Source organism: Streptomyces sp. DF42 (genome assembly GCF_058267695.1).
Window position 1 is genome coordinate 2,128,068 of the sequence record NZ_CM177859.1, and the last position, 26,091, is coordinate 2,154,158.

A 26,091-nucleotide genomic window follows, 5' to 3' on the forward strand; every position below is an offset into this window, starting at 1 on the left:
GGGCACACCGGGAGACACCGCAGGAGAAGGTGCGGCAGAGCCAGTCTAATGAAGGCGTTCTCTCTGTCTAGCCTTTCATTGCGTCAATCTTTATCGGAAGCACTACGGATTTCGTAGGCGTTAACGTCCTGTTGCTGTGGATCAAGGGGTTCAAGCCCCGGTTCTCCCTCCTCGCGCTCCTCCCCCAGCAGCCGCTCGGCCGTGCCCCGGTGCAGCTGAGCCGAGGCGGGATCGCCCAGGCGCTCCAGCGTGTCGGCGAGCCGCAGCTGCAGCGCCGCCTGCAGCCGTACGTCCTCGGCGCGCCGCGCCAGCTCGACCGCCTCCTGGCAGGTGCGCAGCGACTCCTCGTGCCGTCCCGCGTACTCCTGGACCCGCGCGAGTTCGCTCAACGCCCGCGCGTGGGCGGCGACATCGCCGCTCTTGCGGTATCCGGCGACCGCCGCGCGCCAGCAGCGCAGCGCCTCCCCGTAGCGGCCCGCGTAGGTGTGCGCCACGGCGATCCGGCCGTAGAGGCGGGCGGCGCCCGTGCGCTCGTCCCGGGCCAGGCGCTCGGCGAGGGCGCGGCCGAACCAGTCGGCGGCCCGGTCGTAGTCCCCCACCTCCAGATGCGCACCGCCTACGGATTCCATCGCGCGACCGGTCGCATACGGGTCATTCGCCTGCCGTCCGGCGTCCAGCGCGGCCCGATACCGCGCCAGTGCCTCCCGGGTACGGCCGGTCTGGGCGTCCAGGTCGCCCAGGTTCAGCAGGGCGGCGGCCTTCTCGCGGGGCAGTTTCCGCCGCTCGGCCACATCCAGGACGAGCCGGTGGATGCCGTACAGGTCGGGTGCGGCGGCCTGGGTGCCGAAGTGCGCGACCATGGCCTTGACCAGCTGGGACATCAGGCGGCGGGCGAGTGTGTCCAGTTCCCCGTCGGCCACGGCGAGCCGGGCGGCGGCCAGCAGGGCGGGCCTGCGCACGCGCAGCCAGTCCTCGGCAGCGCGCGGGGTGGAGAAGCGCAGGGAGCGCGGCATGTCCTGGAGCTTCTCGCGCGCCTCGGGGTCGTCCGTCTCGGTGATCGTCCGGCACGACTGCAGCAACCGCACCGTCCGCTCCAGCATGCGGGCACGGGCCAGCTGCAGCTCGCCGGGACGGTCCTGGGTCCCGGTGAGCGCCTTCAGCAGGGGTTGCAGACAGCTCGGCACCTCGTACTGCGGCAGCGGCGAGTCCGTCGCCCGCAGCAGGCCGAGGTCGACGAAGCCGTCCAGCGCGGTGCGGGCGTCGTTCACCGAGCAGCCGGCGAGCGCGGACGCCGTGTGCGGGTCGACGAGGCCCGCCGGGGCGAGGGCGAGCAGCCGCAGAGTCCGGGCGGTCGGCGCGGGCAGCGAGCTGTGGACGAGCCCGAAGACCCGGCTGAGGGGCGTGCCCTCGTCACCCTCCGTGTGCAGCTGCTTGGCGAGGTCGGCGACCGCCGCCTTGGGGCGGGCTGCGAGCCAGCCACCGGCCAGCACCAGCGCGGCGGGCTGGCCCTGGCACACCTCGACCAGACCCTCGGCGGCGCGGGGGTCGACGGTGATGCGGACCGAGCCGATGTGCCGGGTGAGCAGCTCCAGGGCGGACTTGGTGTCGAGGCCGCCGAGGGTGCAGGGGCGGACGTCGGAGATGCCGGTGAGGGGACCCTCGGAAACGGCCACGACCAGGCACTCCGGCGTGTCCGGCAACAGGGCGTCGACCTGCTCGGCGTGCGCCGCGTCGTCGAGCAGGACCAGGGCCCGGCGATCGGCGAGGGCGGCGCGCAGCGCATCGGCCAGGTCGTCGTCGGCGGCTCCGGCGGGGGTGGGCAGCCGCAGTGCGGAGAGCAGTTCGCGGGCGGTGCGCTCGACGGGGACGGGCGTGCCGTCGTGTTCACTCAGACGGGCCCGGAGCACCCCGTCGTCGTAACGGTCTGCAACCTGCCGGACCAGTTCCTCGGCGAGTGCGGTGCGACCGGATCCGGGTCTGCCGGCGATCAGCAGCACGCGCGCGCGAGGGGCCTTGCGGCCGGAGAGGGTGTCCAGGCCCGCGCGCTCGATGTCGGCGCGCAGTTCCTTCAACTCCCTTGTACGGCCCAGGAACCGGCCCTCGTCAGCGGCGTGCCTCGACCGCTCTGCGCCGTCTGTGTCCACCGCCTGATCCGTCACGGGCCACGCTCCCGTCCCACCGCACGCGCAAGCCCGCCGGGACTCCGGTTCGGGCGTGCTCAGAGCCTAGTTCACGCTCTGCTACCTACCGGGCGGAGCGCGGCGGACGCGTCCCTCGATCGGATCAGCCGATGGTCACACCGGTAGGCGCGCGGATGCGTTCAGGACTCGAAGGGCCGCGCGGGCCACGGGGCCTCGGCCGGGCGCAGGGCGTCGAGCCCGTCCCCGTTCTGCGCGGCGATCAGCGAAAGGACGCCGACGACAAGGCAGTTGTTGTGCAGCTCGCCCGCGAGCACGCCTCGCACGAGCACGTCCAGGGGCACGCGCGCGAGCTCCATGTCGGCCTCTTCGTGCTCGACCTCGAAGCGCTCGCCCTCGGCCTCGGACAGGTCGCGGGCCAGGAAGATGCGCACGGCCTCGTCGCAGCCGCCGGGGGTGGTGTAGACGTCGGCCAGCACCCGCCAGTCCTCGGCCTTGACGTGCGCCTCCTCATACAGCTCCCGCTGGGCGGCGTGCAGCGGGTTCTCGCCGGGCACGTCGAGCAGGCCGGCCGGGATCTCCCACAGCCTGTGGCGCACGGGGTGGCGGTACTGGCGGATGACCACGACCCGCCCCGTGCCGTCGAGGGCGAGGACGGCGACCGAGCCGGGGTGGACCTGGTAGTCGCGGCGGGCCACATGCCCGTCGGGCATGACCACGTCGTCGGTGCGCACGGAGGTCTTGTTGCCCACGAAGGGGGTCTCCGTCGCCCGGATCTCCCACTCCTCGGGGGAGTCCTTGATCGTCATGCCCAGTCCTTCCGCACGCATTGAGACGACACGGCACATGAAGCCGGGGTGCTCACCTTTTGAATGCGAGCACCCCGGTCACCGTACAACTCTCGTGTCAGTTGGAATTCTTCCGCTCGACCGAGGCCTTCACCAGGCCCGCGAACAACGGGTGCGGCCGGGTCGGACGCGAGCGCAGCTCGGGGTGCGCCTGGGTCGCCACCAGGTAGGGGTGCGTCTCGCGCGGGTACTCCACGTACTCCACGAGCTTGCCGTCGGGCGACGTGCCGGAGAACAGGATGCCGGCCTTCTTCTCCAGCTCCCCGCGGTAGGCGTTGTTCACCTCGTAACGGTGACGGTGGCGCTCCTCGACGTACTCCTTGCCGTCGTACACCTCGCGCACGATCGAGCCCTCGGCCAGCTTGGCCGGGTACATGCCCAGGCGCATCGTGCCGCCCATGTCTCCCTCGCCGGCGACGATGTCGAGCTGCTCGGCCATGGTCGAGATGACCGGGTGGCCGGTGGCGGAGTCGAACTCGGTGGAGTTGGCGTCCGGGATGTCGGCCAGGTTGCGCGCGGCCTCGATCACGATGCACTGCAGGCCGAGGCAGAGGCCGAGCAGCGGGATCTTGTTCTCGCGGGCGTACTTGATCGCACCGACCTTGCCGAGCACACCGCGGTCGCCGAAGCCGCCCGGGATGCAGATGCCGTCGACGTCGCCGAGCTGCGCCGCGGCACCGGCCGGGGTCTTGCAGTCGTCGGACGTGACCCACTTGATCTTCACGCGGGCCTTGTTGGCGAAGCCGCCTGCGCGCAGCGCCTCGGTGACCGAGAGGTACGCGTCGGGCAGGTCGATGTACTTGCCGACCAGGGCGAGGGTGATCTCGTGGTCGGGGTTGTGGACGCGGTCGAGCAGGTCGTCCCAGGTCCGCCAGTCCACATCGCGGAAGGGCAGGTCCAGCTTGCGGACGACGTAGGCGTCCAGGCCCTCGCCGTGCACGGTCTTCGGGATGTCGTAGATCGAACGGGCGTCGGGGCAGGCGACCACGGCCGCCTCGTCGACGTCGCACATCAGCGAGATCTTGCGCTTGATCGCGGTCGGGACCTCGCGGTCGCAGCGCAGCACGATGGCGTCCGGCTGGATACCGATGTTCCGAAGGGCCGCAACCGAGTGCTGGGTCGGCTTCGTCTTCAGCTCTCCCGACGGGCCGATGTACGGCAGGAGGGAAATGTGGACGACGAAGACGTTGTCACGGCCGACCTCGTGACGGACCTGGCGGACCGTCTCCAGGAAGGGAAGCGACTCGATGTCGCCGACCGTGCCGCCGACCTCCGTGATGACGACGTCGACCTCGTCGGTCGCCATGCGGCGGATGCGGTGCTTGATCTCGTTGGTGATGTGCGGGATGACCTGCACGGTGTCGCCGAGGTACTCGCCGCGCCGCTCCTTGGCGATCACCGTCGAGTAGACCTGGCCCGTGGTGACATTGGCGGAGCCGTCCAAGTCGCGGTCGAGGAAGCGCTCGTAGTGTCCGATGTCCAGGTCGGTCTCGGCGCCGTCGTTGGTGACGAAGACCTCACCGTGCTGGAAGGGGTTCATCGTGCCCGGGTCGACGTTCAGGTACGGGTCGAGTTTCTGCATCACGACGCGCAGTCCCCGCGCCTTGAGCAGCATGCCGAGGCTGGAGGCGGTGAGGCCCTTGCCGAGCGAGGAGGCGACACCCCCGGTGACGAAGATGTGCTTGGTCGTCGTGGCTGTGCTGTTTCGGAAAGCAGCGGGCGGCATGGCCAAAGGGGGGCTCCCGTGGTCGCGGTCTGGGGTGCTGTGCGGCTGCCGACCGGAGATTTCCGGTGCTGCCGTCGCTGCGGTTCGGGGGTTTCGTGCCCACCGGTCCACGGGCTACCAGGGTATCAGCGCCCGGACGGCACGGCTTCCGGCCACGCTCTGTACACGAGTCACCACGAACGTGCACAGGCGTACATGTTTTTCACCCGTTGCTCACCCGTTCGGCCTATCCGGGTTGCCGGGAGCGGCACGCAGATCATCTACGTGCGTCGTATCCTGCTCGGACACTCGCTACCGAGCCCGGCCGGCAACACGGCACCACCCCCGCCCGTACGCACCGGAACAACGTGAGCTCGTCAGTTCGTTGAGTAGAGATCGTCGTTTTGCCACACGGCTTGACGCCTGCTTTGCTTCACCGCTCAACGACGCATTACAACGACCCCTTGACCGCATCAGCGACAGCCCCCTTTGGGGGTGACGTGGCCGTTCGACTGGAGTTGCACGTGGCCGGGCGCATCGAAGACTACGCACTCATCGGAGACATGCAGACCGCTGCCTTGGTCTGCCGGGACGGCACGGTGGACTGGCTGTGCCTGCCCCGCTTCGACTCGCACGCCATCTTCGCCGGCCTGCTGGGCACCGAGGAACACGGCTTCTGGCGGCTCGGCCCCGCCCACGCGTCCGACGCGCAGCCGCCCACCGCGGCCCGGCGCAGCTATCGCGGCGACTCCCTGATCCTGGAATCCGAGTGGGACACCCCGCGCGGCACGGTCAGGGTGACCGATTTCATGCCCCCGCGTGACGGCGCCCCCCAGCTGATCCGCATCGTCGAGGGCGTCTCGGGCCGCGTCCCGATGCGCTCGGCCCTGCGGATGCGTTTCTCGTACGGCCGTGTGGTGCCGTGGGTGCACAAGCACGAGGGCCGTACGGTCGCCGTCGCCGGTCCGGACTCGGTGTGGTTCGACACGGAGGCCGAGACCTACGGAAAGTCGCTCACGACGTACGCGGACTTCACGGTCGCCCCGGGTGACCGGATCGCGTTCACCATCTCGTGGGAGCCCTCGCACAAGGAACCGCCCGCGCTGCCGGAGCCGGAGCAGTCGCTGCAGGCGACCGAGGAGTTCTGGCGCGAGTGGGTGGAGCACTGTACGTACCACGGTCCCTACCGTGAGGCGGTGATCCGCTCGCTGATCACGCTCAAGGCGCTCACCTACGGCCCGACCGGCGGCATCGTCGCCGCCCCCACCACCTCCCTCCCCGAGGACATCGGCGGCGTCCGCAACTGGGACTACCGCTACACCTGGCTGCGCGACGCGGCCATCACCCTCTCCTCACTGCTGCGCACCGGCTATCGCGAGGAGGCCCGCGCCTGGCGCGAGTGGCTCCTGCGGGCGGTGGCGGGCGACCCCGAGAACCTGCAGATCATGTACGGCATCGCAGGCGAGCGGGAGCTCGGCGAGGCGGAGCTGGACTGGCTGCCCGGGTACGAGAACTCGGCTCCCGTGCGCGTCGGCAACGGCGCGGCACACCAGCTCCAGCTCGACGTGTACGGCGAGGTCACCGAGGCCCTGCACCTCGGCCACATGACGGGCCTGGCCCGTAACGACTACGCCTCCCTGCTCCAGCTCAAGCTCATCCGCTACCTGGAGCGGCACTGGGACGAGCCGGACGAGGGCATCTGGGAGGTGCGCGGCCCGCGGCGGCACTTCGTGCACTCCAAGGTCATGGCGTGGGTCGCCGTGGACCGCACGATCAAGCTCATCGAGTCCGGTGACGCCGACGGCCCGCTGGAGCGGTGGCGCGAGCTGCGCGACGACATCCACCGGGACGTGTGCGAGAAGGGGTACGACAAGGAGCGCAACACCTTCACGCAGTCCTACGGCTCGAAGGAGCTGGACGCGTCGCTGCTGCTGATCCCGCAGATGGGCTTCCTGCCCCCGGACGACAAGCGGGTGATCGGCACCATCGAGGCGATCCAGCGCGAGCTGTCGACGCCGGACGGCTTCATCCTGCGCTACCCGACCGAGGGCGAGAGCGAGGGCGTCGACGGGCTCCCCGGCGACGAAGGTGCCTTCCTGGCCTGCTCGTTCTGGATGGCGGACGACCTGGCGATGATCGGCCGCGTGGACGAGGCCCGCAAGCTGTTCGAGAAGCTGCTCGCGCTCCGCAACGACCTGGGCCTGCTCGCCGAGGAGTGGGACCCCAAGCGCCAGCGCCAGGTCGGCAACTTCCCGCAGGCCTTCAGCCACGTCCCGCTGATCGACACGGCGCTGCGCCTGACGGCGTCGGGGGCGTACGGCGGCTGAACCTTACGGATCGGTGACCGACGGCGGCTGAACAGGACCGCCGGACCGGGCCCGCCTACGCTGGAGCCAACAGCCCCTGCACGGAAGGGGGCGCCGCATGGCTTCCCCATCGAAGGCGGGCGCGGCCGTCGCCGCGCTGCGCGAGGATCTGGTCGGCGACGTGTTCGCCCCGGGAGATCCGGGCTACGACGAGGCCCGGATCGTGTTCAACGCGATGATCGACCGGCGTCCGGCCGTGATCGCACAGTGCGTGAACGAGGCCGACGTCGTGCGGTCGGTGCGCTTCGCCCGTGAGCTGGACCTGCCGGTCGCGGTACGCGGGGGCGGGCACAGCGTGGCGGGCATGGCAGTGGGCGACGGCGCCCTCGTGGTCGATCTGCGCCACATGCGCACGGTCACCGTCGATCCGGCCGCCGAGGCGGTACGGATCGCGGGCGGGGCCACCATGAGCGAGCTGGACCGGGCCTGCCAGCCCCACGCCCTGGCCACGACCGGCGGCCGCGCCTCCACGACCGGTGTCGGCGGCTTCGTTCTGGGCGGCGGCTCGGGCTGGCTGGACCGCTGCTGCGGACTCGCCGTCGACAACCTCCTCGGCGTCGAACTGGTCACCGCCGACGGCGAGCTGATCCATGCGAACGCCGACGACAACCCCGACCTGTTCTGGGCCCTGCACGGTGGTGGCGGCAACTTCGGCATCGCCACCGCGCTCACCCTGAAACTGCACGAACTGCCCGAGTTCTCCATTGCGTTCGTGCTGTATCTGCCGGAGTTCGGGCCGGAGGCCACGCGCACCTACCGGGATGTGATCACGGCCGGCCCGGACGAGGCGAGCGGTGCCGTCATCTACGTCACCGGCCCGCCCGAGGACTTCGTCCCGCCGCACCTGGTCGGCTCGCTGCTGTGCGGGGTGCTGCTGACCTACGCCGGCGCCGAGGCGGACCTGCGGAAACTGGCCGAGCCGCTGCTGGCGCTGCCGCATGAGTCGGAGATCGTCGGGGCGATGCCGTACGCCGACGTGCAGTGCATGCTCGACGATCCTCCGGGAATGCGGAACTACTGGTCGGCGGAGTATCTGACCGGCGCTCCGGACGACCTGGTGGACGCGTTCTGCGCCAGTGGTCTGGCCCTGCCCACGCCGACGGGCACCCTGCACGCGCTGTTCCCGCAGGGCGGCGCGATCGGCACCGGTCCGCACGAGTACCCGGTGCCCTACCGGGACGCGCCGTGGGCCGTGCACCCCTTCGGGCTGTGGGAGGACCCGGCGGACGACGAGCGATGCATCCAGTGGGTCCGGGACGTACGGGCGGGCGTGCAGCCGTGGAGCACGGGCGCGGTCTACCTCAACTTCATCGGGGACGAGGGCACCGACCGGGTCGTGGCAGGCCTCGGCACCGAGAACGCGCGCAGGCTCGCGGACGTGAAGCGGTCGTACGACCCCGACAACGTGTTCCGCTTCAACCACAACATCAAGCCGTCCTGAGAGCCTCCAGCGCCCCCAGCGTGTGCTCCCCCGCCGGATCGGCCGCCGTGGCCGGCACCAGGGCGATCTCGTCGAGCCCGGCCTCGGCGTAGGCGTCGACACGGGCGCGCACGGTGTCGAGGTCGCCGACCAGACCGACGGTGCCGGCGGCCGCCGCCGGCAGCGCCCGGACCAGGGTGCCGCGATCGGCGCCGTCGGCGGCCAGCCGCACGGCCTCGCCGAAGCCGGCGCCGGTGAACCCGTCGCTGTACCCCGGCACGGTCAGACAGCCGGCGATGCTCCCCAGGACCTGCGCGAGCGGCTGAGGCGCCGGATCGATCGGGACGGGCCCGGCGGTCAGCGCGACCCGTTCGGTGACCCGGCCGATCGCGGCGGCCAGCACGAAGGAGTCCCAGGTCGGTCCCTCCCCGGCCCACACCTCCCGGTATCCGAGCCGGTCGGCCACCGCCGCCACCCGCAGCGGCTCGTCCACCGCGCTGTCGTCCTCCCGTCCCACGGCGACCACACCGAAGTCCATGCTCGGGCCGCTACCCGGCCGGCCGAGCCCCAACCCCGCCCGGAGATGTCCCACAGGCGCGGGCGCAGGTAGCGTCCGGCTCATGGACAGCAGTACGGACAGCGGTGCGGGCAGCAGATTCGACACCCAGGGCGCGGGGATCACCGTTCAGCGGGCGCTGGAGCTGCCCGGCCTGCGCAGCGGGCTGCCGGAGGTCCTCGCGGGCGCCGACCGGCTGCAGCGCACCGTGCGCTGGGTGCACGCGGGCGAGGTGCCGAACATCGCCTCGCTGCTGAAGGGCGGCGAACTGCTGCTGACCACGGGGTACGGCCTCGGGACCCGGCCGGCCGACCAGCGGGCGTTCGTCCGCACCCTGGCCGAGCGGGGCATCGCGGCCCTCGTCGTGGAACTCGGCCCGCGCTTCACGCGCCTGCCCGCCGCGCTCGTCGACACGGCCCGCTCGGCGGGGCTCCCGCTGGTCCAGCTGCACCGCGAGGTGCCCTTCGTGGCGGTCACGGAGGAGGTCCACACCGAGATCGTCAACGGCCACTACGCGCTGCTGCAGCAGGCGGAGGAGGTGCACCGACGGTGTACCGAGGCCCTGCTCGGCGGCGGTGGGGTGCCCCAGGTGCTGGGCATCCTGGCCGACTTCAGCGGCAACCCGGTCTTCCTGGAGACCACGGACGGCCAACTGCTGTACGCGGCCGGCGCCGGTCCGGAGGGGGCCGACCCGCTCCAGGTGTGGGAGGGGCTGCGCGGCCAGCACAAGGACGGCCCGCCGCCGTCGGGGTCGGCCCTCGTGGACGTTCCCGGGGGCGGAGCGGGGTCGGGGTCGGTACGGGCACGCCTGGTCCTCCTCCCCGTACGGGCCCCGCTGGCCCCGGTGCACCGGATCGCGGCCGAACGGGCCGCCGGCATCCTGGCCGTGGTCCTGATGCAGGCGCGCCAGGAGGAGGAGCTGGCGGCGCGCGGCCGCGGTGACTTCCTCACGGATCTCGCCGAGGGCCGTATCGCCGCGGAGGACGCGCCCGCGCAGGCCCGCGTGCTGGGCTTCAAGCCCGGCCACGGTCCGCTGCTGCCGGTCGTGATGCGGCTGGGCGACACCGTGTCACCGGGCGGGGGCTGGGCGGTGCTGGCGCGCGCGGTCGCGGAGGAGCTGGCCTCGGTGGGGGTTCCGGTCCTGCTGGGCGTACGACCTGTCGAGGGCCGGGTCCCGGTGCTGCTGGGCCTGCGTTCGGAGTCGGAGCGGTCGGCGGTCGCGGACCGGGTCGCGGCGGCGCTGCGGGCGGGTGTGGAGCGGGCCGGGATGCAGCGGCCCGGGGCGCAGCCGCCGGTGGTGGTCGTCGGGGTGGCGGGCGGCTGGGCGGCGGCGTCGGCGGGAATGCGGCACGCGGCGGAGACGGCGACGGCGGCGCAGGGCCTGTCGGACCGGACGTGGTACGACGCCCGCCGCCTGGACATCGACCTGCTCCTGTGGCGTCTGCGCGACCATCCGGACCTGGCGGCCTTCGTGGAGCGGGCGATCGGGCCCCTGCGCGACCACGACAACCGCTCCCGGCCGCCCCTTCTGCCCACCCTGGAGACGTACTTGGCGCACGCGGGCCGCAAGGCGGAGACGGCCCGCGAGCTCCACCTCAACCGGCAGACCCTCTACAACCGCCTCGCCCGGATCGGCGAGTTGCTCGGCACGGACCTCGACGACCCGCAGACGGTACTGGCGTTGAGCCTGGCTCTGCGAGCGCGCCGGCACGTCCCCTAGGCGAACGGCCGGTGCTGGGTCAACTCGTCGTAGACGCTCAGCACTTGGGCCACGGTCTCGTCCTCGCTCGGCCAGGTGGCGACCTGCCGGGTGCCCTTCTCCCTGAGCAGCTCGCGGCGCTCCGGATCCCCGAGGAGACCGGCGACGGCGTCGGCGAGGGCCTCCGCGTCGCCGTACGGGACGAGTTCGGCGGCGTCGCCGACGAGTTCGGGGATGCCGCCGACGCGGGTGGCGACGAGCGGCACGCGCGCATGGAGGGCTTCCTGCGCGAGCACGGAACGCGATTCCCAACTGCTGGGCAGCAGCGCGAGCTCGGCCGCCGCGAGGAGGTCGGCGATGTCGTCACGCCGTCCGATGAGCCGGACCGGCAGCCCTTCGTCCTCGATACGGCGCTGCAGATCGGCGCGCAACGGGCCCTCCCCCGCGATCACCACGAGCGGCACGGGGTCGAGGCATCGCCACGTACGCGTGGCGTCCAGCAGGGTGTCGTAACCGCGATGCCGGTCGAGCGAGCCGACGGCCATCAGCAACGGGCGTCCGGTGGAGCCGAGTTCGGCCCGGATCTTGGAACCGATCCGCTCGGGGTCCTCCTGCTCGGCGGACCGGCGCGGTCCCGGCATCGCGACGGCGGCGAGCCGTGCGTCCCGTGCTCCGGTCCGGCGGGCCCGGTCCACGAGGTCCGAGGTGGTGCCGAGGACCACCGTGGCGGCCTTCACCACCCTTCGCTCCAGCAGACGCAGCAGATGCGCCCGCGCGCCCTCGGCCTGCGTGCGGTTGTGCCAGGTGACGACGAGCGGGGTCCGCCGCCCGCTGAGGGCGAGCACGGCGCGGAAGGAGGCGTGCAGCCCGTGCGCGTGCACGAGGTCGGCGTCCTTGCAGGCCTCCCGCAGCGCGGCCACGGATCCCGGATCGCTGCTGCGCGGCACGTGCACGTGTTCGGCGCCGATTCCCGTGAAGTCGTAGGTGCGATCGGCCTCGTCGGGGGCGCACACGGTGACCCGCACGCCCCGCGCGACAAGCCCCGAAGCCAGCGAACGCACATGGGCGCTGCTGCCGGCGTTGCCGCCGCCCAGCACCTGCACGGTGCGCAGCGACGACTGGCCGTGCGGTGAGTGGCTGCTCACGGGGCTCACGTGGCCGGGGCTCCTGGTTCGGCGTCGGGCGGTCACGAAGAAAGTACAGAAGGATCGGGCGGAGGGGGTGAACCGCGCGCTTTCCTCCACGTACTACGCCAAGGATGCCAGCACGCACGGGTGTTCCGGCAACGTGGCGGCGGCGCGGGGGCGGCAGGGCCGTGGGGTTGGTCACTCACACGAGTGAGAAGGGGCGGTTTCTGTGCGGGATGGGGGTGCTGAATGTCTTCGAGGCAAGTCGGCCGTGACACCTCTCACGAGATCGATCACCACGCCTTCGCCGCCTCGCTCACCTTGTCGCCGTACGCCGTTGCGGCCACGAGGGCGGCGGCGTGGGCGAGGAGGCCGGCGCGTCCTCCCCCACTCTCGGCTCCGCTTGAGCGGGGGACCCCCATCCCGCGACGACGACGGCGCCGAGCGGCGCGCCGAGCGCGTGTGCCCCGGTGCCACCCAGCATCGCGCGTTCGCCGAGGTCGTCGGGCAGGACGGCCGCGGCGGCGCCCATCGCGACGGCCGCCAGTTCCGCGCCGGCGCCCGGGCGCAGCAGCCGAGTCGACGCCCCCGCGCATACTGCCCGCGCTAGCCGTCCGCCCGAGCCGTGGCCAGCAGCTCCTCCGCGTGTGCCCGGGCCGTCTCCGAGTCCTCCTGGCCGGCCAGCATCCGGGACAGCTCGCGCACGCGCTCCTCGCCCTCCAGCACCTTCACGCCGGACCGCGTCACGGACCCGTCGTTCGTCTTCTCGACCAGGAGCTGCCGGTCGGCGAACGCGGCCACCTGCGGAAGGTGGGTCACGACCACGACCTGCGCGGACTTGGCGAGCTTGGCAAGCCGCCGCCCGATCTCGACCGCCGCCTTGCCGCCGACGCCGGCGTCGACCTCGTCGAAGAGATACGTCGGCACGGGATCCGTCCCCGCGAACACGACCTCCACGGCGAGCATCACGCGCGACAGCTCACCACCGGACGCGCCCTTGGCGATGGGCCGCGGCGGCGCCCCCGGGTGCGGGGCCAGCAGCAGTTCGACCTCGTCGGCTCCGGACGGGCCGTAGGCGACGGTACGACCGCCGACCTCCACGCCCTCCGGATCCTCGGTCTGCCGGATCTCGAACGACACGCGCGCGTGGGGCATGGCCAGCGAGGCGAGCTCCGCGGTCACGGCGGCCGCGAAGCGCTCCGCCGCCTCCGCCCGCGCATCCGTCAACGCCTGGGCCAGTCCGCCCAGTTCGGTACGCAAGGCGTCCCGCTCGGCGGTCAGCTCGTCGATCCGCTCGTCGTCACCGTCCAGCTGCGTCAGCCGCGTGGCACTCTGCTCGGCCCACGCCAGCACCGAGGCGACATCCTCGCCGTACTTCCGTGTCAGCGCCCCGAGCGCGGCCCGTCGTTCCTCAACCGCCGCCAGCCGCAGGGGATCCGCGTCCAGATCGTCGGCGTACCCCGCCAACTCCCCGGCCACGTCGCCCAGCAGGATCCCGATCTCCCCGATCCGGTCGGCGAGCGCGGCCAGCGACGGGTCGTGCGACCGTACGGCGTCCAGCGCGCGCTGGGCCCCCGCGACGAGCGTGGCGGCGTCGATGCCCTCGGGGTCCTCGGGGTTGCCCGCGAGCGCCCCGTGGGCGGCCGTGGCGGCGGACGACAGCGCCTCCGCGTGCCCGAGCCGCTCCGCCTCCTCCGCCAGTTCGACGTCCTCCCCGGCGCGCGGCTCGACACCCGCGATCTCGTCGAGCCCGTAGCGCAGCATGTCGGCTTCCTGGACCCGCTCACGCGCGCGCGTGACGATCTCCTCCAGCTCGACGGAGACGGCCCGCAGCCGACGGTAGGCCTCGCCGTACTTCGCGAGCGGCCCGGCGACGGCGTCCCCGGCGTACCGGTCGAGCGCCTGCCGCTGCCGGGACAGCTTCAGCAGCCCCTGCTGATCGGTCTGCCCGTGCACCGCCACGAGGTCGTCGGCAAGGTCGGCGAGCAGCCCGACCGGCACACTGCGCCCGCCCACATGCGCCCGGGACCGCCCTTCGGCGGAAACGGTACGGCTGATGAGCAGCGCCCCGTCGTCGAGCTCGGCCCCGGCCTCCTCGGCGCGCAGGACGGCCGAGGCGCCCGGGGGAACGGCGATCCGCCCCTCCACGACCGCCTTCCCGGCCCCGATCCGCACGAGCGCCGGGTCCGCCCGCCCACCCAGCAGCAGCCCGAGGCTGGTGACCACCATGGTCTTGCCCGCACCCGTCTCACCGGTGACGGCAGTGAACCCGGGCGACAGCTCGACGACCGCGTCGTCGATGACTCCGAGCGACCGTATCCGCATCTCTTCCAGCACGGCTACGACCTTACGAGGTCGGCACCGGGGAGTGCGACGGCCCCCGGGCTCGTTGTGTGAAGGTGCAGGTGACGAATGTGCATCGGCCGCGCATTATCACCCGGCCGGGTGGAGGTTTCCCAGGGCGACCGGGCCCTAGTGCGGAGCCCCGCGCCACCCCGAGACCGGCAACGCGAACTTCGCCACGAGCCGGTCCGTGAACGACGCGTGATGCAGCCGGGCCAGCCGCACCGGCACGGCCCCTCGCCGCACCTCGACCCTGGCCCCCGGCGGCAGCTCGACCGTGCGCCGTCCGTCGCACCACAGAACACCCGGCGGAATGTGCGGCAGGACCTCCACCGCGAGCACGGAGTCCGGCGACGTCACCAACGGTTTCGCGAACAGCGCGTGCGCCGAGATCGGCACCATCAGCAACGCCTCGACCTCGGGCCACACCACGGGCCCGCCCGCGGAGAACGCGTAGGCCGTGGACCCGGTCGGCGTCGACAGGACGATCCCGTCGCAGCCGAACCCGGTGACCGGCCGTCCGTCGATCTCCAGGACGACTTCGAGGAGCTTCTCGGCGGAGACCTTCTGCACGGCGGCCTCGTTCAGCGCCCAGTCCGTGTGCACGATGTCGCCGTTGCGGTGAACGACGACGTCGACGGTCATCCGCTCCTCGACCTCGTACGCCTTCGTCACCACCCGGTCGACGACCTTGTCGAGATCGTCCCGCTCGGCCTCCGCGAGGAATCCGACGCGCCCGAGGTTGACGCCGAGCATCGGCACCCCGGAGGCCCGGGCGAACTCGGCGCCGCGCAGCAGCGTCCCGTCACCGCCCAGCACGATGAGCAGCTCGCACCCGTCGAGGCACTGCGGAGTGGCCTCCTTGACCAGCTCCACCTCCTCGGGCAGCGGCAGATCGGCGGCCTCGTACTCCAGGACGCGCACGCCGATGCCCTCGCGGAGCAGCCCCTTGACCACGAGTTCGGCGCTGCGGATGGCCGCCGGCCGCCCCGTGTGGGCGAGCAGGAAAACAGTACGAGCTCGGTTCTGTGTCAACGCGGCCCCTCCGCCACTGCACGGTCAACATCGGACGGGTCCAGTTCGGGTGCCCCGGCCCGCAGCCACAGAAAATACTCGACATTCCCGGATGGTCCGGGCAACGGACTGGCGGTGACACCCTTCACCCCGAGCCCGAGTTCCCACGCCTTGTGGGCCACACCCCGCACGGCTTCCGCCCGCAGCTGCGAACTCCGTACGACTCCCCCGCTCCCCAGTCGTTCCTTCCCCACCTCGAACTGCGGCTTGACCATCATCACCAGGTCTGCGTCCGGCTTCACGCACCGCACCAGAGCGGGCAGAACCAGCCCGAGCGGGATGAAGGACAGATCCCCCACGACAAGATCCACAGGCTCCCCATCGATCTCTTCAAGCGTCAACTCGCGTACGTTCGTACGGTCCTTGACGGTGACGCGTTCATCGCTGCGAAGAGTCCAGGCGAGTTGTCCGTATCCGACGTCGACGGCGACGACGTGTACGGCCCCCGAGCGGAGCAGGACATCCGTGAAGCCGCCGGTGGAGGCGCCGGCGTCGAGCGCCCGCCGTCCCTCGACGACGAGCCCCTGGGGTACGAACGCCTGCAGCGCGCCCGCAAGCTTGTGCCCACCCCGGGACACGTAGTCGGGATCGCTGCCGTCGGCCGTGACCACGATCGCCGCCGCGGTCTCCACCTGCGTGGCGGACTTGGTCGCGACGGTCTTGCCGACGGTGACCCGTCCGGCCGCGATCAGCTGGCCGGCATGCTCACGCGAGCGCGCGAGCTTCCGGCGGACCAGCTCCGCGTCCAGCCGGCGGCGTGCGACTCCTGCCACGTTCGGTTCAGCTCCTCTTTCCGTACGAGGGTGAGGGCGCCCTCGTGTCATACGTCGGTGAGGGCGCCGGAGGTCCCGGGCGGGCGTCGAGCGCGGTGAGCGCGTCGCGCAGCCCCCGGTGTACATCCTCGTACACCTCGAGATGCCCGTCGGTGGCGAGGTGGTCGGCGTCGGTGAGCCGCTGCAGCTGGGCGTCCACGTCGGCGTTGCCGGTGGGGGGCCGGGGCACGTTCAGCGGGGCGGGGGCGGCAGGGTCGTACGCGGGTTCGACCACCGGCTCCTGGGGAGCCACGCCCTCCGGCACTGTGTCGCTCATGCCCAGACGCTACCCCGAAGCCCTGGGGTACCGTCGATCGCGATGGCCACGATCGAGGAGTGCCGCGCCGCACTCGAAAAGCTCTCGGACAACATGCAGCACGCCGAAGGGGACGTCCGCACGGCCGCTGCCCTGGACCGCTCGGTGAGCTGCCGGATCACCGACCTGGACGTCACCTTCATGGGCCGGCTCACCGGCGGCCGGATCGTGGTGCACGACACGATCCAGGGGCCACCGCCCCAAAAGGCCCAGATCAGACTGACCATGGCGGGCGACGACCTGGTGGCGCTGGTCGACGGCGAGCTGAACTTCGCCAGGGCCTGGGGCTCGGGCCGGGTGAAGCTGGAGGCCGGCCTGCGCGACCTGCTCCAGCTCAGAAAGCTTCTGTAGCAGCCATCTTCCCGAGATCGGCCCTCGCCTCCGCCCGCGCCCGCCGCGCTGCCGGCACCACCAGCGGTGTCCCCGTCTCCGGGTCGTCGATGACCTGGCAGCGCGCGCAGACCGAAGACCTCCTCGACCAGTTCGGCCGTGACGATGTCCTTCGGGGCGCCCTCGGCGATGATCCGCCCCTCGCGCAACGCGATCAGGTGGGTGGCGTACCGGGCGGCGTGGTTGAGGTCGTGCAGTACGGCGACCAGCGTGTGCCCCTGCTCCTCGTGCAGCTCGGCGCACAGGTCGAGGACGTCGATCTGGTGCTGGATGTCGAGGCAGGTCGTCGGCTCGTCGAGCAGCAGCAGCGGGGCCTGCTGGGCGAGCGCCATGGCGATCCACACGCGCTGCCGCTGCCCTCCCGCCAGTTCGTCGGCATACGGATCGGCGAGTTCGGCGACCCCGGTCTGCGCCATCGACTCCTGCACCACCCGCTCGTCCTCCGTCGACCACGGGCACAGAACGCCCTGGTGCGGGTACTTTCCGCGGCTCACCAGGTCGGCGACGGTGATCCCGTCGGGCGCGATCGACGACTGCGGCAGCAGGCCCAGCGTCCGCGCGACCCTCTTCGCCGGTATCGACTGGATGACCTGCCCGTCGAGCAGCACCCGGCCCCGGCTCGGCTTCAGCATCCGCGACAGGGCACGCAGCAGCGTCGACATGCCGCACGCGTTGGGCCCGACGATCACGGTGAACGAGTGGTCAGGAATCTCCACCGCGAGCTGCTCGGCGATGACCCGCTGGTCGTAGGCGAGGGTGACGTTCTCGGCGGACAGCCGGTTCACGGTGCTCCCTTGGTTGTTCGGCCCCGTTGTCCGGTCTGCTCGATTGTTCGGCCCGCCGACGGTGGTGCCGTGGGCACTCATATCCGGCCCGCCCTGCGCTCGGTGACCAGCAGCCACAGCAGGTAGACGCCGCCGAGCACTCCGGTGCGAGGACGAGCGGTACGGGCACGGCGCACAGCCCGGGCAGCGGCCGGACCTGGTCCCCGTCGCGACCACTGAGGGACCCGGTCATCCAGACGACCGCGCGGGTGGCGTCGACGATGTCGGAGACGCTGAGCAGATAGCCGTTGACGGCCGTGACGATCGCGGAGACGCCGATACCGACCAGGACCGGTCGGTAACCGTGCACGCCCTGCTTCCAGGCGAGCAGATGGATGGCGACACATGGTTAGGTTAGCCTAACCTCGCCTTGGCGCCCGATCCCCGGTCGCGGCGGCCATGCGACGCACAGGTTCCCCGCTCCCCGCCCGCCATGCGGGTCGGCTCACAACTCCAGGCGTGCCAGCGCCTTCCCCGCGTCCAGCTTGCACACCCCCTCACCGGCAGCCGTCCAGGCCGCCGCGCACAACGCCCGCAGTCCGTCCAGGGCCTCGCCGTCACCGTCCAGTTCCAGCTGGTCCGTGCCCGCGGTCGCCGTCCAGCCGCCGCACCGAAAACCCTCTCCCGCCTCGCTGACCTCGGGCTGTCCCGTCAGCATCCCGCGCAGATCGGCGTCGACATACGTGGGCCTGTGCTGCGGCGGCGCGGCGAGCAGCTGCGCGCCGTCGGTGACGCCGGTGAGGACGAGCAGCGAGTCCACCTCCCCGTTGAACGCGCCCTCGATGTCCGTGTCCAGCCGGTCCCCGACCACCAGCGGCCGCTCGGCACCGGTCCGCAGGATCGTCTCGCGGTGCATGGGCGGCAACGGCTTGCCCGCGACCTGCGGTTCGGCCCCGGTCGCAATCCTTACGACCTCCACCGCCGCGCCGTTGCCCGGCGCGATCCCGCGCGCGCTCGGAATCGTCAGGTCGGTGTTCGACGCGTACCAGGGCACCCCGCGCGCGATGGCGAAGCAGGCCTCGGCGAACCGTGCCCACTGCAACTCGGGCCCTCCGTAGCCCTGCACGACCGCCACCGGATCGTCGTCCGCCGACTCGACGGGCTCAAGCCCCCGCTCCCGCAGCGCGACCCGCAGCCCCTCCCCGCCGATCACCAGCACGCGCGCCCCCGCCGGCACCTGCTCGCTGATCAGCCGGGCGACCGCCTGCGCGGAGGTGATGACGTCATCCGCGCCGGTCGGGATCCCCAGCTCGGTCAAGTGATCGGCCACCGTGTCCGGCGTCCGCAGCGCGTTGTTGGTGACGTACGCGAGATGCATCCCGCCCGCCCGGGCGGTGGCCAGCGACTCGACCGCGTACGCGATGGCGTTGCCCCCGGCGTACACCACCCCGTCCAGATCGAGCAGCGCCGTGTCGTACGCCTCGCTCAGGGCCTGGCCACTGCCCTCGGGCCTCGTCCTGACGCTCTGGCTCATTCCACATCGCTCCTCGCTCGACGGCTTTCCCTCGATCATCCCTCACGCCTCTGACACACGTACGATGCCGGGATGAACACAGCAGGTCACTCGGAACCAACGGCGCGCCGAGGCCTGGAACTCACCCCGTTCCGAGGCCTTCGCTACGACCCCGACCGGGTCGGCAGCCTGGCCGCCGTGACGTCCCCTCCGTACGACGTCGTCGTACGCCCCGACGGCCTGCACCACCTCCAGTCCGCCGACCCGTACAACATCGTCCGCCTGATCCTGCCGCAGGCCACCACGCCCACCGCGCGCAACGAACAGGCCGCCGACACCCTGCGCCGCTGGCTGTCGGAGGGCGTACTGGCCGCAGACCCACAACCGGGCCTGTACGTCTACGAGCAGCAGGACGGCAACGGAATGCTGCAGCGCGGCATCATCGGCGCCCTGCGCGTCTCGGATCCTTCGGAGGGCGTGGTGCTGCCGCACGAGGACGTCATGCCGCATGTGGTCGCCGACCGGGCTGCGCTGATGCGCGCCACCTCCGCGAACCTCGAACCCCTGCTCCTGACCTACCGCGGCAACGGCTCGGCGTCGGCCGCGAGAGACGTCGTGGAACAGGTCGCCGCCCGGCCCCCGCTCCTGGCCACCACCACGGAGGACGGCTTCAGCCACCGCCTGTGGTCGGTCACCGACCCGGCCGCCCTCGACCGCATCCAGTCCGACCTGGCCCGGCACCAGGCGCTGATCGCCGACGGCCACCACCGCTGGGCGACGTACCGCCGCCTTCGCGGTGAGCACACCTCCCCCAGCGCCTGGGACTACGGCCTCGTCCTCCTGGTCGACACGGCCCGCTACCCCCTGCGCGTCCGCGCCATCCACCGCCTCCTGCACGGCCTGCCGGTCGCCGACGCACTCGCCGCGATGGAGGGCCTCTTCCGGATACGTCACCTGCCCGTGCCGCTGTCGGAAGCCCTGGCCGCGCTCGCGGACAGCGCCTGCGCGGGCAACGCCTTCCTGCTGGCCGGCGACGGCGCCTTCCACCTGGTCGACCGCCCCGACCCGGACCTCCTGGCCCGTACGATCCCCGCCGACCGCCCCGCCGCCTGGCGCACCCTTGACGCGACGGTCCTGCACTCCACGCTCCTCGACCACGTCTGGCACATCCCCGAGGACTCCCCGGCCCACATCGCGTACATCCACGACACGGCGGCCACGGTCGAGAAGGCGGAACGTGACGGCGGTACGGCCGTCCTGATGCACCCGGTCCGCGAGGAGGTCGTCCGCGACCTGGCCCGCCAGGGAGTGACGATGCCCCGCAAGTCGACGTCGTTCGGCCCGAAGCCGGCCTCGGGACTGGTGCTGCGCGCACTGGACCTCTGACATGCGAAAGGGGCGGGACCACACGGCCCCGCCCCTCACACCCGGATCAGTCCTTGTCGTCCTCGACCTCGACCTCGCCGTCGTCCTCAGCCGCGACCTCTACCTCGGCCTCGGCCTCGTCGCTCTCCTCGAAGGCGTCGACGAACTCCACACCGTCCAGCTCGGCAAGCCGGTCAGAGGCGTCCGTGCTGCCGTCCTTGTCGGCCTCGACGGCCTTCGCGAACCACTCCCGCGCCTCGTCCTTGCGACCGGCGGCGAGCAGCGCGTCGGCGTACGCGTACCGCAGTCGCGCGGTCCACGGCTGCAGCGAGTTGGAGGCCAACTCGGGGCTCTGCAGCGTCACGATGGCCGCGTCGAGCTGCCCCATGTCGCGCCGGGCGCCGGCCGCGACGAGCCGCATCTCGACCTGCCCGGCCTTGTCCAGCCTCTGCACCTCGGGCGCCCCGGCCATGTCCAGCGCCTTCTCCGGCCGCCCGAGCCCACGCTCGCAGTCGGCCATCACGGGCCACAGCTCCGCGCTGCCGGACATGCGCCGCGCGGCCCGGAACTCGGCAAGCGCCTCGGCGTACTTCTGGTTCGCGTACGCGGCGAACCCACCCGCCTCACGCACCGCGGCGACACGCGACGCCAGACGCAGCGCCACTTTGGAGTAGCCGTAGGCACCCTCGGGGTCCTCGTCGATGAGCCGAGCGACCATCACCAGGTTCTTGGCGACGTCCTCCGCGAGCCCCTTCGGCAGACTCTGCAGCTCCTGCCGTACGTCCTTGTCGATCTCCTCGCCGGTGACGTCCTCGGGGATGGGCAGCCGCTTGATCGGCTCACGGTCACGATCCCGCTCGTCACGGAACCGTCCGCCACCACCCTGCCGGTCGTCCCGCCCCCGGAAGCCTCCGGAACCTCCGGGCCGACCACCGCGGTCATCACGACGGGGACCGCCGCGTCCACCACGATCATCGCCCCGCCGGTCGTCCCTACGGCCGTACCCGCCACCACGGTTGTCGTCCCGCCGAAACCCCCCGCGCTCGCCTTCCCTGCGCTCCCCACGGTCATCACGACGGAAGGGGGGACGCTCGCCACGATCGCCACGGTCATCACGACGGAACGACGGGCGATCCCCGCGGTCTCCACGGTCATCACGACGGAACGAGGGACGCTCCCCGCGATCTCCACGGTCATCACGACGGAACGAGGGACGCTCCCCGCGATCTCCACGGTCATCACGACGGAACGAGGGACGCTCCCCGCGATCTCCACGGTCATCACGACGGAAGCCACGGTCGCGGTCATCCCTGCGGTCGTCGCGACGACCGTAGCTACCACGGTCACGGTCGGAACCACCGCGGTTGTCGTCACGCCGGTCGTCCCTACGGTCATCACGGCGGAAACCGCCACGGTCACCGCGGTCATCACTCCGACGGTCGTCACTACGGCCGTACCCGCCACCACGATTGTCGTCACGCCGGAAGCCACCGCGGTCGTTGTCGCGCCGCTCTCCTCGGTCGTCACGGCGGAAGGGAGGCCGCTCGCCCCGGTCTCCTCGGTCGTCACGGCGGAAGGGAGGCCGCTCGCCCCGGTCTCCTCGGTCGTCACGGCGGAAGGGAGGCCGCTCGCCCCGGTCTCCTCGGTCGTCACGGCGGAAGGGAGGCCGCTCGCCCCGGTCTCCTCGGTCGTCACGGCGGAAGGGAGGCCGCTCGCCCCGGTCTCCTCCACGGTCTCCGCGGTCGTCGCGCCGGAAGCCGCGATCACGGTCGTCCTTGCGGTCGTCGCGACGCGGCCCACGGTCGTCTCGCTGGAACGCCGGACGTCCACCACCGTCGCCCTCACGCCGGTCGTCTCGCCGGCCGTACCCGCCACCGCGGTTGTCACCACGGCGATCGTCCCTACGGAAGCCTCCACGGTCGGACCCACCGCGGCTGTCACCAGCGCGGTCGGGCCCACCACGGTTGTCGCCACCGCGGTTGTCACCGCGACGGTCGTCCCGACGGTAACCCCCACGGTCACCGCGGTCCCCACTGTCCCGTCGCCGCTGGTCGCGCTCCGGTCGGTCGTCGGGAGAGTTGGTGGACATGGGTGACTCCTGTCTTCGGTACCGCAAGTCATTCTCGCGCAGCCGGGTATCTGGCGCGCTTCGGGCTGTGTTTGTTTCAGAAAAACGAAAGGACCCCTGGTCCCAGCTTGACGCTGGGACCAGGGGTCCTCCAAAGATTGTTCGGCGGCGTCCTACTCTCCCACAGGGTCCCCCCTGCAGTACCATCGGCGCTGTAAGGCTTAGCTTCCGGGTTCGAAATGTAACCGGGCGTTTCCCTCACGCTATAACCACCGAAACCCTAATGGTTTCGAGCGAACAAGCACACTCTTCACTTGTTTATCAGCTCAAAGCCGGCAACAGTCGTTGCCTCAGAACTAACACAGTGGACGCGAGCAACTGAGGACAAGCCCTCGGCCTATTAGTACCGGTCACCTCCACCCATTACTGGGCTTCCAGATCCGGCCTATCAACCCAGTCGTCTACTGGGAGCCTTACCCCATCAAGTGGGTGGGAATACTCATCTCGAAGCAGGCTTCCCGCTTAGATGCTTTCAGCGGTTATCCCTCCCGAACGTAGCCAACCAGCCATGCCCTTGGCAGAACAACTGGCACACCAGAGGTTCGTCCGTCCCGGTCCTCTCGTACTAGGGACAGCCCTTCTCAATATTCCTGCGCGCGCAGCGGATAGGGACCGAACTGTCTCACGACGTTCTAAACCCAGCTCGCGTACCGCTTTAATGGGCGAACAGCCCAACCCTTGGGACCGACTCCAGCCCCAGGATGCGACGAGCCGACATCGAGGTGCCAAACCATCCCGTCGATATGGACTCTTGGGGAAGATCAGCCTGTTATCCCCGGGGTACCTTTTATCCGTTGAGCGACGGCGCTTCCACAAGCCACCGCCGGATCACTAGTCCCGACTTTCGTCCCTGCTCGACCCGTCGGTCTCACAGTCAAGCTCCCTTGTGCACTTACACTCAACACCTGATTGCCAACCAGGCTGAGGGAACCTTTGGGCGCCTCCGTTACTCTTTAGGAGGCAACCGCCCCAGTTAAACTACCCATCAGACACTGTCCCTGATCCGGATCACGGACCCAGGTTAGACATCCAGCACGACCAGACTGGTATTTCAACGACGACTCCCCCTGAACTGGCGTCCAGAGTTCACAGTCTCCCAGCTATCCTACACAAGCCGAACCGAACACCAATATCAAACTGTAGTAAAGGTCCCGGGGTCTTTCCGTCCTGCTGCGCGAAACGAGCATCTTTACTCGTAGTGCAATTTCACCGGGCCTATGGTTGAGACAGTCGAGAAGTCGTTACGCCATTCGTGCAGGTCGGAACTTACCCGACAAGGAATTTCGCTACCTTAGGATGGTTATAGTTACCACCGCCGTTTACTGGCGCTTAAGTTCTCAGCTTCGCACGCCCGAAAGCGCACTAACCGGTCCCCTTAACGTTCCAGCACCGGGCAGGCGTCAGTCCGTATACATCGCCTTACGGCTTCGCACGGACCTGTGTTTTTAGTAAACAGTCGCTTCTCGCTGGTCTCTGCGGCCACCCCCAGCTCAGACAGAAAATGTCATCACCAGTGATGGCCCCCCTTCTCCCGAAGTTACGGGGGCATTTTGCCGAGTTCCTTAACCATAGTTCACCCGAACGCCTCGGTATTCTCTACCTGACCACCTGAGTCGGTTTAGGGTACGGGCCGCCATGAAACTCGCTAGAGGCTTTTCTCGACAGCATAGGATCATCCACTTCACCACAATCGGCTCGGCATCAGGTCTCACCCACATGCCATCCGGATTTACCTGGATGACGGGCTACACCCTTACCCCGGGACAACCACCGCCCGGGCTGGACTACCTTCCTGCGTCACCCCATCACTCACCTACTACAAGTCTGGTCCGTCGGCTCCACCACTTTCCATTCCCCGAAGGGTCCGGAACGGCTTCACGGACTTAGCATCGCCTGATTCAATGTTTGACGCTTCACAGCGGGTACCGGAATATCAACCGGTTATCCATCGACTACGCCTGTCGGCCTCGCCTTAGGTCCCGACTTACCCTGGGCAGATCAGCTTGACCCAGGAACCCTTAGTCAATCGGCGCACACGTTTCTCACGTGTGTATCGCTACTCATGCCTGCATTCTCACTCGTGAACCGTCCACCACTGCCTTCCGGCGCGGCTTCACCCGGCACACGACGCTCCCCTACCCATCACAGCGGGCGTTGGCCCTCATGCTGCAATGACACGACTTCGGCGGTACGCTTGAGCCCCGCTACATTGTCGGCGCGGAATCACTAGACCAGTGAGCTATTACGCACTCTTTCAAGGGTGGCTGCTTCTAAGCCAACCTCCTGGTTGTCTGTGCGACTCCACATCCTTTCCCACTTAGCGTACGCTTAGGGGCCTTAGTCGATGCTCTGGGCTGTTTCCCTCTCGACCATGGAGCTTATCCCCCACAGTCTCACTGCCGCGCTCTCACTTACCGGCATTCGGAGTTTGGCTAAGGTCAGTAACCCGGTAGGGCCCATCGCCTATCCAGTGCTCTACCTCCGGCAAGAAACACACGACGCTGCACCTAAATGCATTTCGGGGAGAACCAGCTATCACGGAGTTTGATTGGCCTTTCACCCCTAACCACAGGTCATCCCCCAGGTTTTCAACCCTGGTGGGTTCGGTCCTCCACGAAGTCTTACCTCCGCTTCAACCTGCCCATGGCTAGATCACTCCGCTTCGGGTCTTGAGCGCGCTACTAAAACGCCCTATTCGGACTCGCTTTCGCTACGGCTTCCCCACTCGGGTTAACCTCGCAACACACCGCAAACTCGCAGGCTCATTCTTCAAAAGGCACGCAGTCACGAGAATGTGCAAGCACATTCCGACGCTCCCACGGCTTGTAGGCACACGGTTTCAGGTACTATTTCACTCCGCTCCCGCGGTACTTTTCACCATTCCCTCACGGTACTATCCGCTATCGGTCACCAGGGAATATTTAGGCTTAGCGGGTGGTCCCGCCAGATTCACACGGGATTTCTCGGGCCCCGTGCTACTTGGGTGTCTCTCAAACGAGCCGCTGATGTTTCGACTACGGGGGTCTTACCCTCTACGCCGGACCTTTCGCATGTCCTTCGCCTACATCAACGGTTTCTGACTCGTCTCACGGCCGGCAGACCGTAAAAGAGAGATCCCACAACCCCGTATACGCAACCCCTGCCGGGTCTCACACGCATACGGTTTGGCCTCATCCGGTTTCGCTCGCCACTACTCCCGGAATCACGGTTGTTTTCTCTTCCTGCGGGTACTGAGATGTTTCACTTCCCCGCGTTCCCTCCACTTGCCCTATGTGTTCAGGCAAGGGTGACAGCCCATGACGACTGCCGGGTTTCCCCATTCGGACACCCCCGGATCAAAGCCTGGTTGACGACTCCCCGGGGCCTATCGTGGCCTCCCACGTCCTTCATCGGTTCCTGGTGCCAAGGCATCCACCGTGCGCCCTTAAAAACTTGGCCACAGATGCTCGCGTCCACTGTGCAGTTCTCAAACAACGACCAGCCACCCATCACCCCGCCACACTCGGCGAGTTCACTGGGGCCGGCAC

The 26,091-nt window shown here is 69.9% G+C and carries 17 protein-coding genes, 2 rRNA genes and 3 pseudogenes; 6 read left to right on the plus strand and 16 right to left on the minus strand.

What is annotated here, in order from left to right:
* Window positions 1-83: 83 nt before the first annotated feature.
* From ACYUED_RS09670 to pyrG, 3 genes are all read right to left on the minus strand, one after another.
* Entirely contained in the window at window positions 84-2,159 is a 2,076-nt protein-coding gene (locus tag ACYUED_RS09670) for a tetratricopeptide repeat protein (RefSeq protein WP_491291868.1), read from the minus strand.
* A gap of 161 nt (window positions 2,160-2,320) precedes the next feature.
* A complete protein-coding gene (locus ACYUED_RS09675) occupies window positions 2,321-2,947 on the minus strand; it encodes an NUDIX domain-containing protein (protein WP_491291869.1) in 627 nt (208 codons plus the stop codon).
* Window positions 2,948-3,044: 97 nt separating this feature from the next.
* Window positions 3,045-4,712, minus strand: a complete 1,668-nt coding sequence (pyrG, locus tag ACYUED_RS09680) for a CTP synthase (RefSeq protein ID WP_266585649.1) — start codon at window positions 4,710-4,712, stop codon at window positions 3,045-3,047.
* 503 nt (window positions 4,713-5,215) lie between these two features.
* Here pyrG and ACYUED_RS09685 point away from each other — a divergent pair.
* Both ACYUED_RS09685 and ACYUED_RS09690 read left to right on the plus strand, forming a co-directional pair.
* Window positions 5,216-7,018, plus strand: a complete 1,803-nt coding sequence (locus tag ACYUED_RS09685) for a glycoside hydrolase family 15 protein (protein ID WP_266588489.1) — start codon at window positions 5,216-5,218, stop codon at window positions 7,016-7,018.
* A gap of 97 nt (window positions 7,019-7,115) precedes the next feature.
* On the plus strand, window positions 7,116-8,498 hold the full coding sequence (locus tag ACYUED_RS09690) for an FAD-binding oxidoreductase (protein WP_491291870.1): 1,383 nt from the start codon (window positions 7,116-7,118) through the stop codon (window positions 8,496-8,498).
* Here ACYUED_RS09690 and ACYUED_RS09695 read toward each other — a convergent pair.
* The gene (locus ACYUED_RS09695) at window positions 8,485-9,015 is read right to left on the minus strand and encodes an LLM class flavin-dependent oxidoreductase (protein ID WP_491291871.1); all 531 of its coding nucleotides are present in this window, start codon (window positions 9,013-9,015) and stop codon (window positions 8,485-8,487) included. The two genes, ACYUED_RS09690 and ACYUED_RS09695, sit on opposite strands and share 14 nt — an antisense overlap.
* Before the next feature lie 82 nt (window positions 9,016-9,097).
* On the opposite strand from ACYUED_RS09695, the gene ACYUED_RS09700 reads away from it, so the two are divergent.
* Window positions 9,098-10,753, plus strand: coding sequence for a PucR family transcriptional regulator (locus tag ACYUED_RS09700; protein ID WP_491291872.1), 1,656 nt, complete (start codon window positions 9,098-9,100; stop codon window positions 10,751-10,753).
* On the opposite strand, the gene ACYUED_RS09705 is transcribed toward ACYUED_RS09700, so the two are convergent.
* Entirely contained in the window at window positions 10,750-11,886 is a 1,137-nt protein-coding gene (locus ACYUED_RS09705) for a glycosyltransferase family 4 protein (RefSeq protein ID WP_491291873.1), read from the minus strand. The genes ACYUED_RS09700 and ACYUED_RS09705 overlap by 4 nt on opposite strands.
* A gap of 376 nt (window positions 11,887-12,262) precedes the next feature.
* Between ACYUED_RS09705 and ACYUED_RS09710 the strand changes: the two genes are divergently transcribed.
* Window positions 12,263-12,469, plus strand: a complete 207-nt coding sequence (locus ACYUED_RS09710) for a hypothetical protein (protein WP_491291874.1) — start codon at window positions 12,263-12,265, stop codon at window positions 12,467-12,469.
* On the opposite strand, the gene recN is transcribed toward ACYUED_RS09710, so the two are convergent.
* From recN to ACYUED_RS09730, 4 genes are all read right to left on the minus strand, one after another.
* Window positions 12,466-14,184: a DNA repair protein RecN gene (gene recN / locus ACYUED_RS09715; protein ID WP_491294197.1), complete on the minus strand. Its 1,719-nt coding sequence runs from the start codon at window positions 14,182-14,184 to the stop codon at window positions 12,466-12,468. The genes ACYUED_RS09710 and recN overlap by 4 nt on opposite strands.
* 147 nt (window positions 14,185-14,331) lie before the next feature.
* A complete protein-coding gene (locus ACYUED_RS09720; RefSeq protein WP_266511738.1) occupies window positions 14,332-15,237 on the minus strand; it encodes an NAD kinase in 906 nt (301 codons plus the stop codon).
* The gene (locus ACYUED_RS09725) at window positions 15,234-16,049 is read right to left on the minus strand and encodes a TlyA family RNA methyltransferase (protein WP_491291875.1); all 816 of its coding nucleotides are present in this window, start codon (window positions 16,047-16,049) and stop codon (window positions 15,234-15,236) included. The genes ACYUED_RS09720 and ACYUED_RS09725 overlap by 4 nt, the downstream gene beginning before the upstream one ends.
* Window positions 16,050-16,056: 7 nt before the next feature.
* Window positions 16,057-16,365, minus strand: a complete 309-nt coding sequence (locus tag ACYUED_RS09730; RefSeq protein WP_491291876.1) for a hypothetical protein — start codon at window positions 16,363-16,365, stop codon at window positions 16,057-16,059.
* Window positions 16,366-16,407: 42 nt separating this feature from the next.
* Here ACYUED_RS09730 and ACYUED_RS09735 point away from each other — a divergent pair, with 42 nt between their 5' ends.
* Window positions 16,408-16,755, plus strand: a complete 348-nt coding sequence (locus ACYUED_RS09735) for an SCP2 sterol-binding domain-containing protein (RefSeq protein ID WP_491291877.1) — start codon at window positions 16,408-16,410, stop codon at window positions 16,753-16,755.
* Here the strand turns inward: ACYUED_RS09735 and ACYUED_RS09740 are convergent.
* From ACYUED_RS09740 to ACYUED_RS09750, 3 genes and pseudogenes are all read right to left on the minus strand, one after another.
* A pseudogene (locus ACYUED_RS09740) lies at window positions 16,739-17,579 on the minus strand (ABC transporter ATP-binding protein). The gene ACYUED_RS09735 and the pseudogene ACYUED_RS09740 overlap by 17 nt on opposite strands.
* Window positions 17,580-17,724: 145 nt before the next feature.
* Window positions 17,725-17,961 (minus strand): annotated as a pseudogene (locus tag ACYUED_RS09745) (iron chelate uptake ABC transporter family permease subunit); the annotation flags it as partial.
* 102 nt (window positions 17,962-18,063) lie between these two features.
* Window positions 18,064-19,092 (minus strand): HAD hydrolase-like protein, encoded by a 1,029-nt coding sequence (locus ACYUED_RS09750; RefSeq protein ID WP_491291878.1) that lies wholly within the window; start codon window positions 19,090-19,092, stop codon window positions 18,064-18,066.
* 72 nt (window positions 19,093-19,164) lie between these two features.
* Between ACYUED_RS09750 and ACYUED_RS09755 the strand changes: the two genes are divergently transcribed.
* Window positions 19,165-20,457 carry a DUF1015 domain-containing protein gene (locus ACYUED_RS09755; RefSeq protein WP_491291879.1) on the plus strand — a complete coding sequence of 431 codons (1,293 nt, stop codon included), beginning with the start codon at window positions 19,165-19,167 and terminating at the stop codon, window positions 20,455-20,457.
* Window positions 20,458-20,503: 46 nt separating this feature from the next.
* On the opposite strand, the gene ACYUED_RS09760 is transcribed toward ACYUED_RS09755, so the two are convergent.
* From ACYUED_RS09760 to ACYUED_RS09775, 4 genes and pseudogenes are all read right to left on the minus strand, one after another.
* Window positions 20,504-21,262 (minus strand): tetratricopeptide repeat protein, encoded by a 759-nt coding sequence (locus ACYUED_RS09760; RefSeq protein ID WP_491294198.1) that lies wholly within the window; start codon window positions 21,260-21,262, stop codon window positions 20,504-20,506.
* A 135-nt stretch (window positions 21,263-21,397) separates the two neighbouring features.
* A pseudogene (locus ACYUED_RS09765) lies at window positions 21,398-21,982 on the minus strand (tetratricopeptide repeat protein); the annotation flags it as partial.
* A 682-nt stretch (window positions 21,983-22,664) separates the two neighbouring features.
* Window positions 22,665-22,781 (minus strand): 5S ribosomal RNA (gene rrf / locus ACYUED_RS09770).
* Between the two features lie 103 nt (window positions 22,782-22,884).
* Window positions 22,885-26,002, minus strand: a 23S ribosomal RNA gene (locus tag ACYUED_RS09775).
* Between the last annotated feature and the right edge of the window lie 89 nt (window positions 26,003-26,091).

Bases quoted from the DNA above. Each gene is read 5' to 3' on its own strand.
- ACYUED_RS09675 (WP_491291869.1), bottom strand. From the start codon at position 2,947: ATGACGATCAAGGACTCCCCCGAGGAGTGGGAGATCCGGGCGACGGAG.
- ACYUED_RS09735 (WP_491291877.1), top strand. From the start codon at position 16,408: ATGGCCACGATCGAGGAGTGCCGCGCCGCACTCGAAAAGCTCTCGGAC.
- ACYUED_RS09730 (WP_491291876.1), bottom strand. From the start codon at position 16,365: ATGAGCGACACAGTGCCGGAGGGCGTGGCTCCCCAGGAGCCGGTGGTC.
- recN (WP_491294197.1), bottom strand. From the start codon at position 14,184: ATGCGGATACGGTCGCTCGGAGTCATCGACGACGCGGTCGTCGAGCTG.
- ACYUED_RS09700 (WP_491291872.1), top strand. From the start codon at position 9,098: ATGGACAGCAGTACGGACAGCGGTGCGGGCAGCAGATTCGACACCCAG.
- ACYUED_RS09695 (WP_491291871.1), bottom strand. From the start codon at position 9,015: ATGGACTTCGGTGTGGTCGCCGTGGGACGGGAGGACGACAGCGCGGTG.
- ACYUED_RS09690 (WP_491291870.1), top strand. From the start codon at position 7,116: ATGGCTTCCCCATCGAAGGCGGGCGCGGCCGTCGCCGCGCTGCGCGAG.
- ACYUED_RS09750 (WP_491291878.1), bottom strand. From the start codon at position 19,092: ATGAGCCAGAGCGTCAGGACGAGGCCCGAGGGCAGTGGCCAGGCCCTG.
- pyrG (WP_266585649.1), bottom strand. From the start codon at position 4,712: ATGCCGCCCGCTGCTTTCCGAAACAGCACAGCCACGACGACCAAGCAC.
- ACYUED_RS09755 (WP_491291879.1), top strand. From the start codon at position 19,165: ATGAACACAGCAGGTCACTCGGAACCAACGGCGCGCCGAGGCCTGGAA.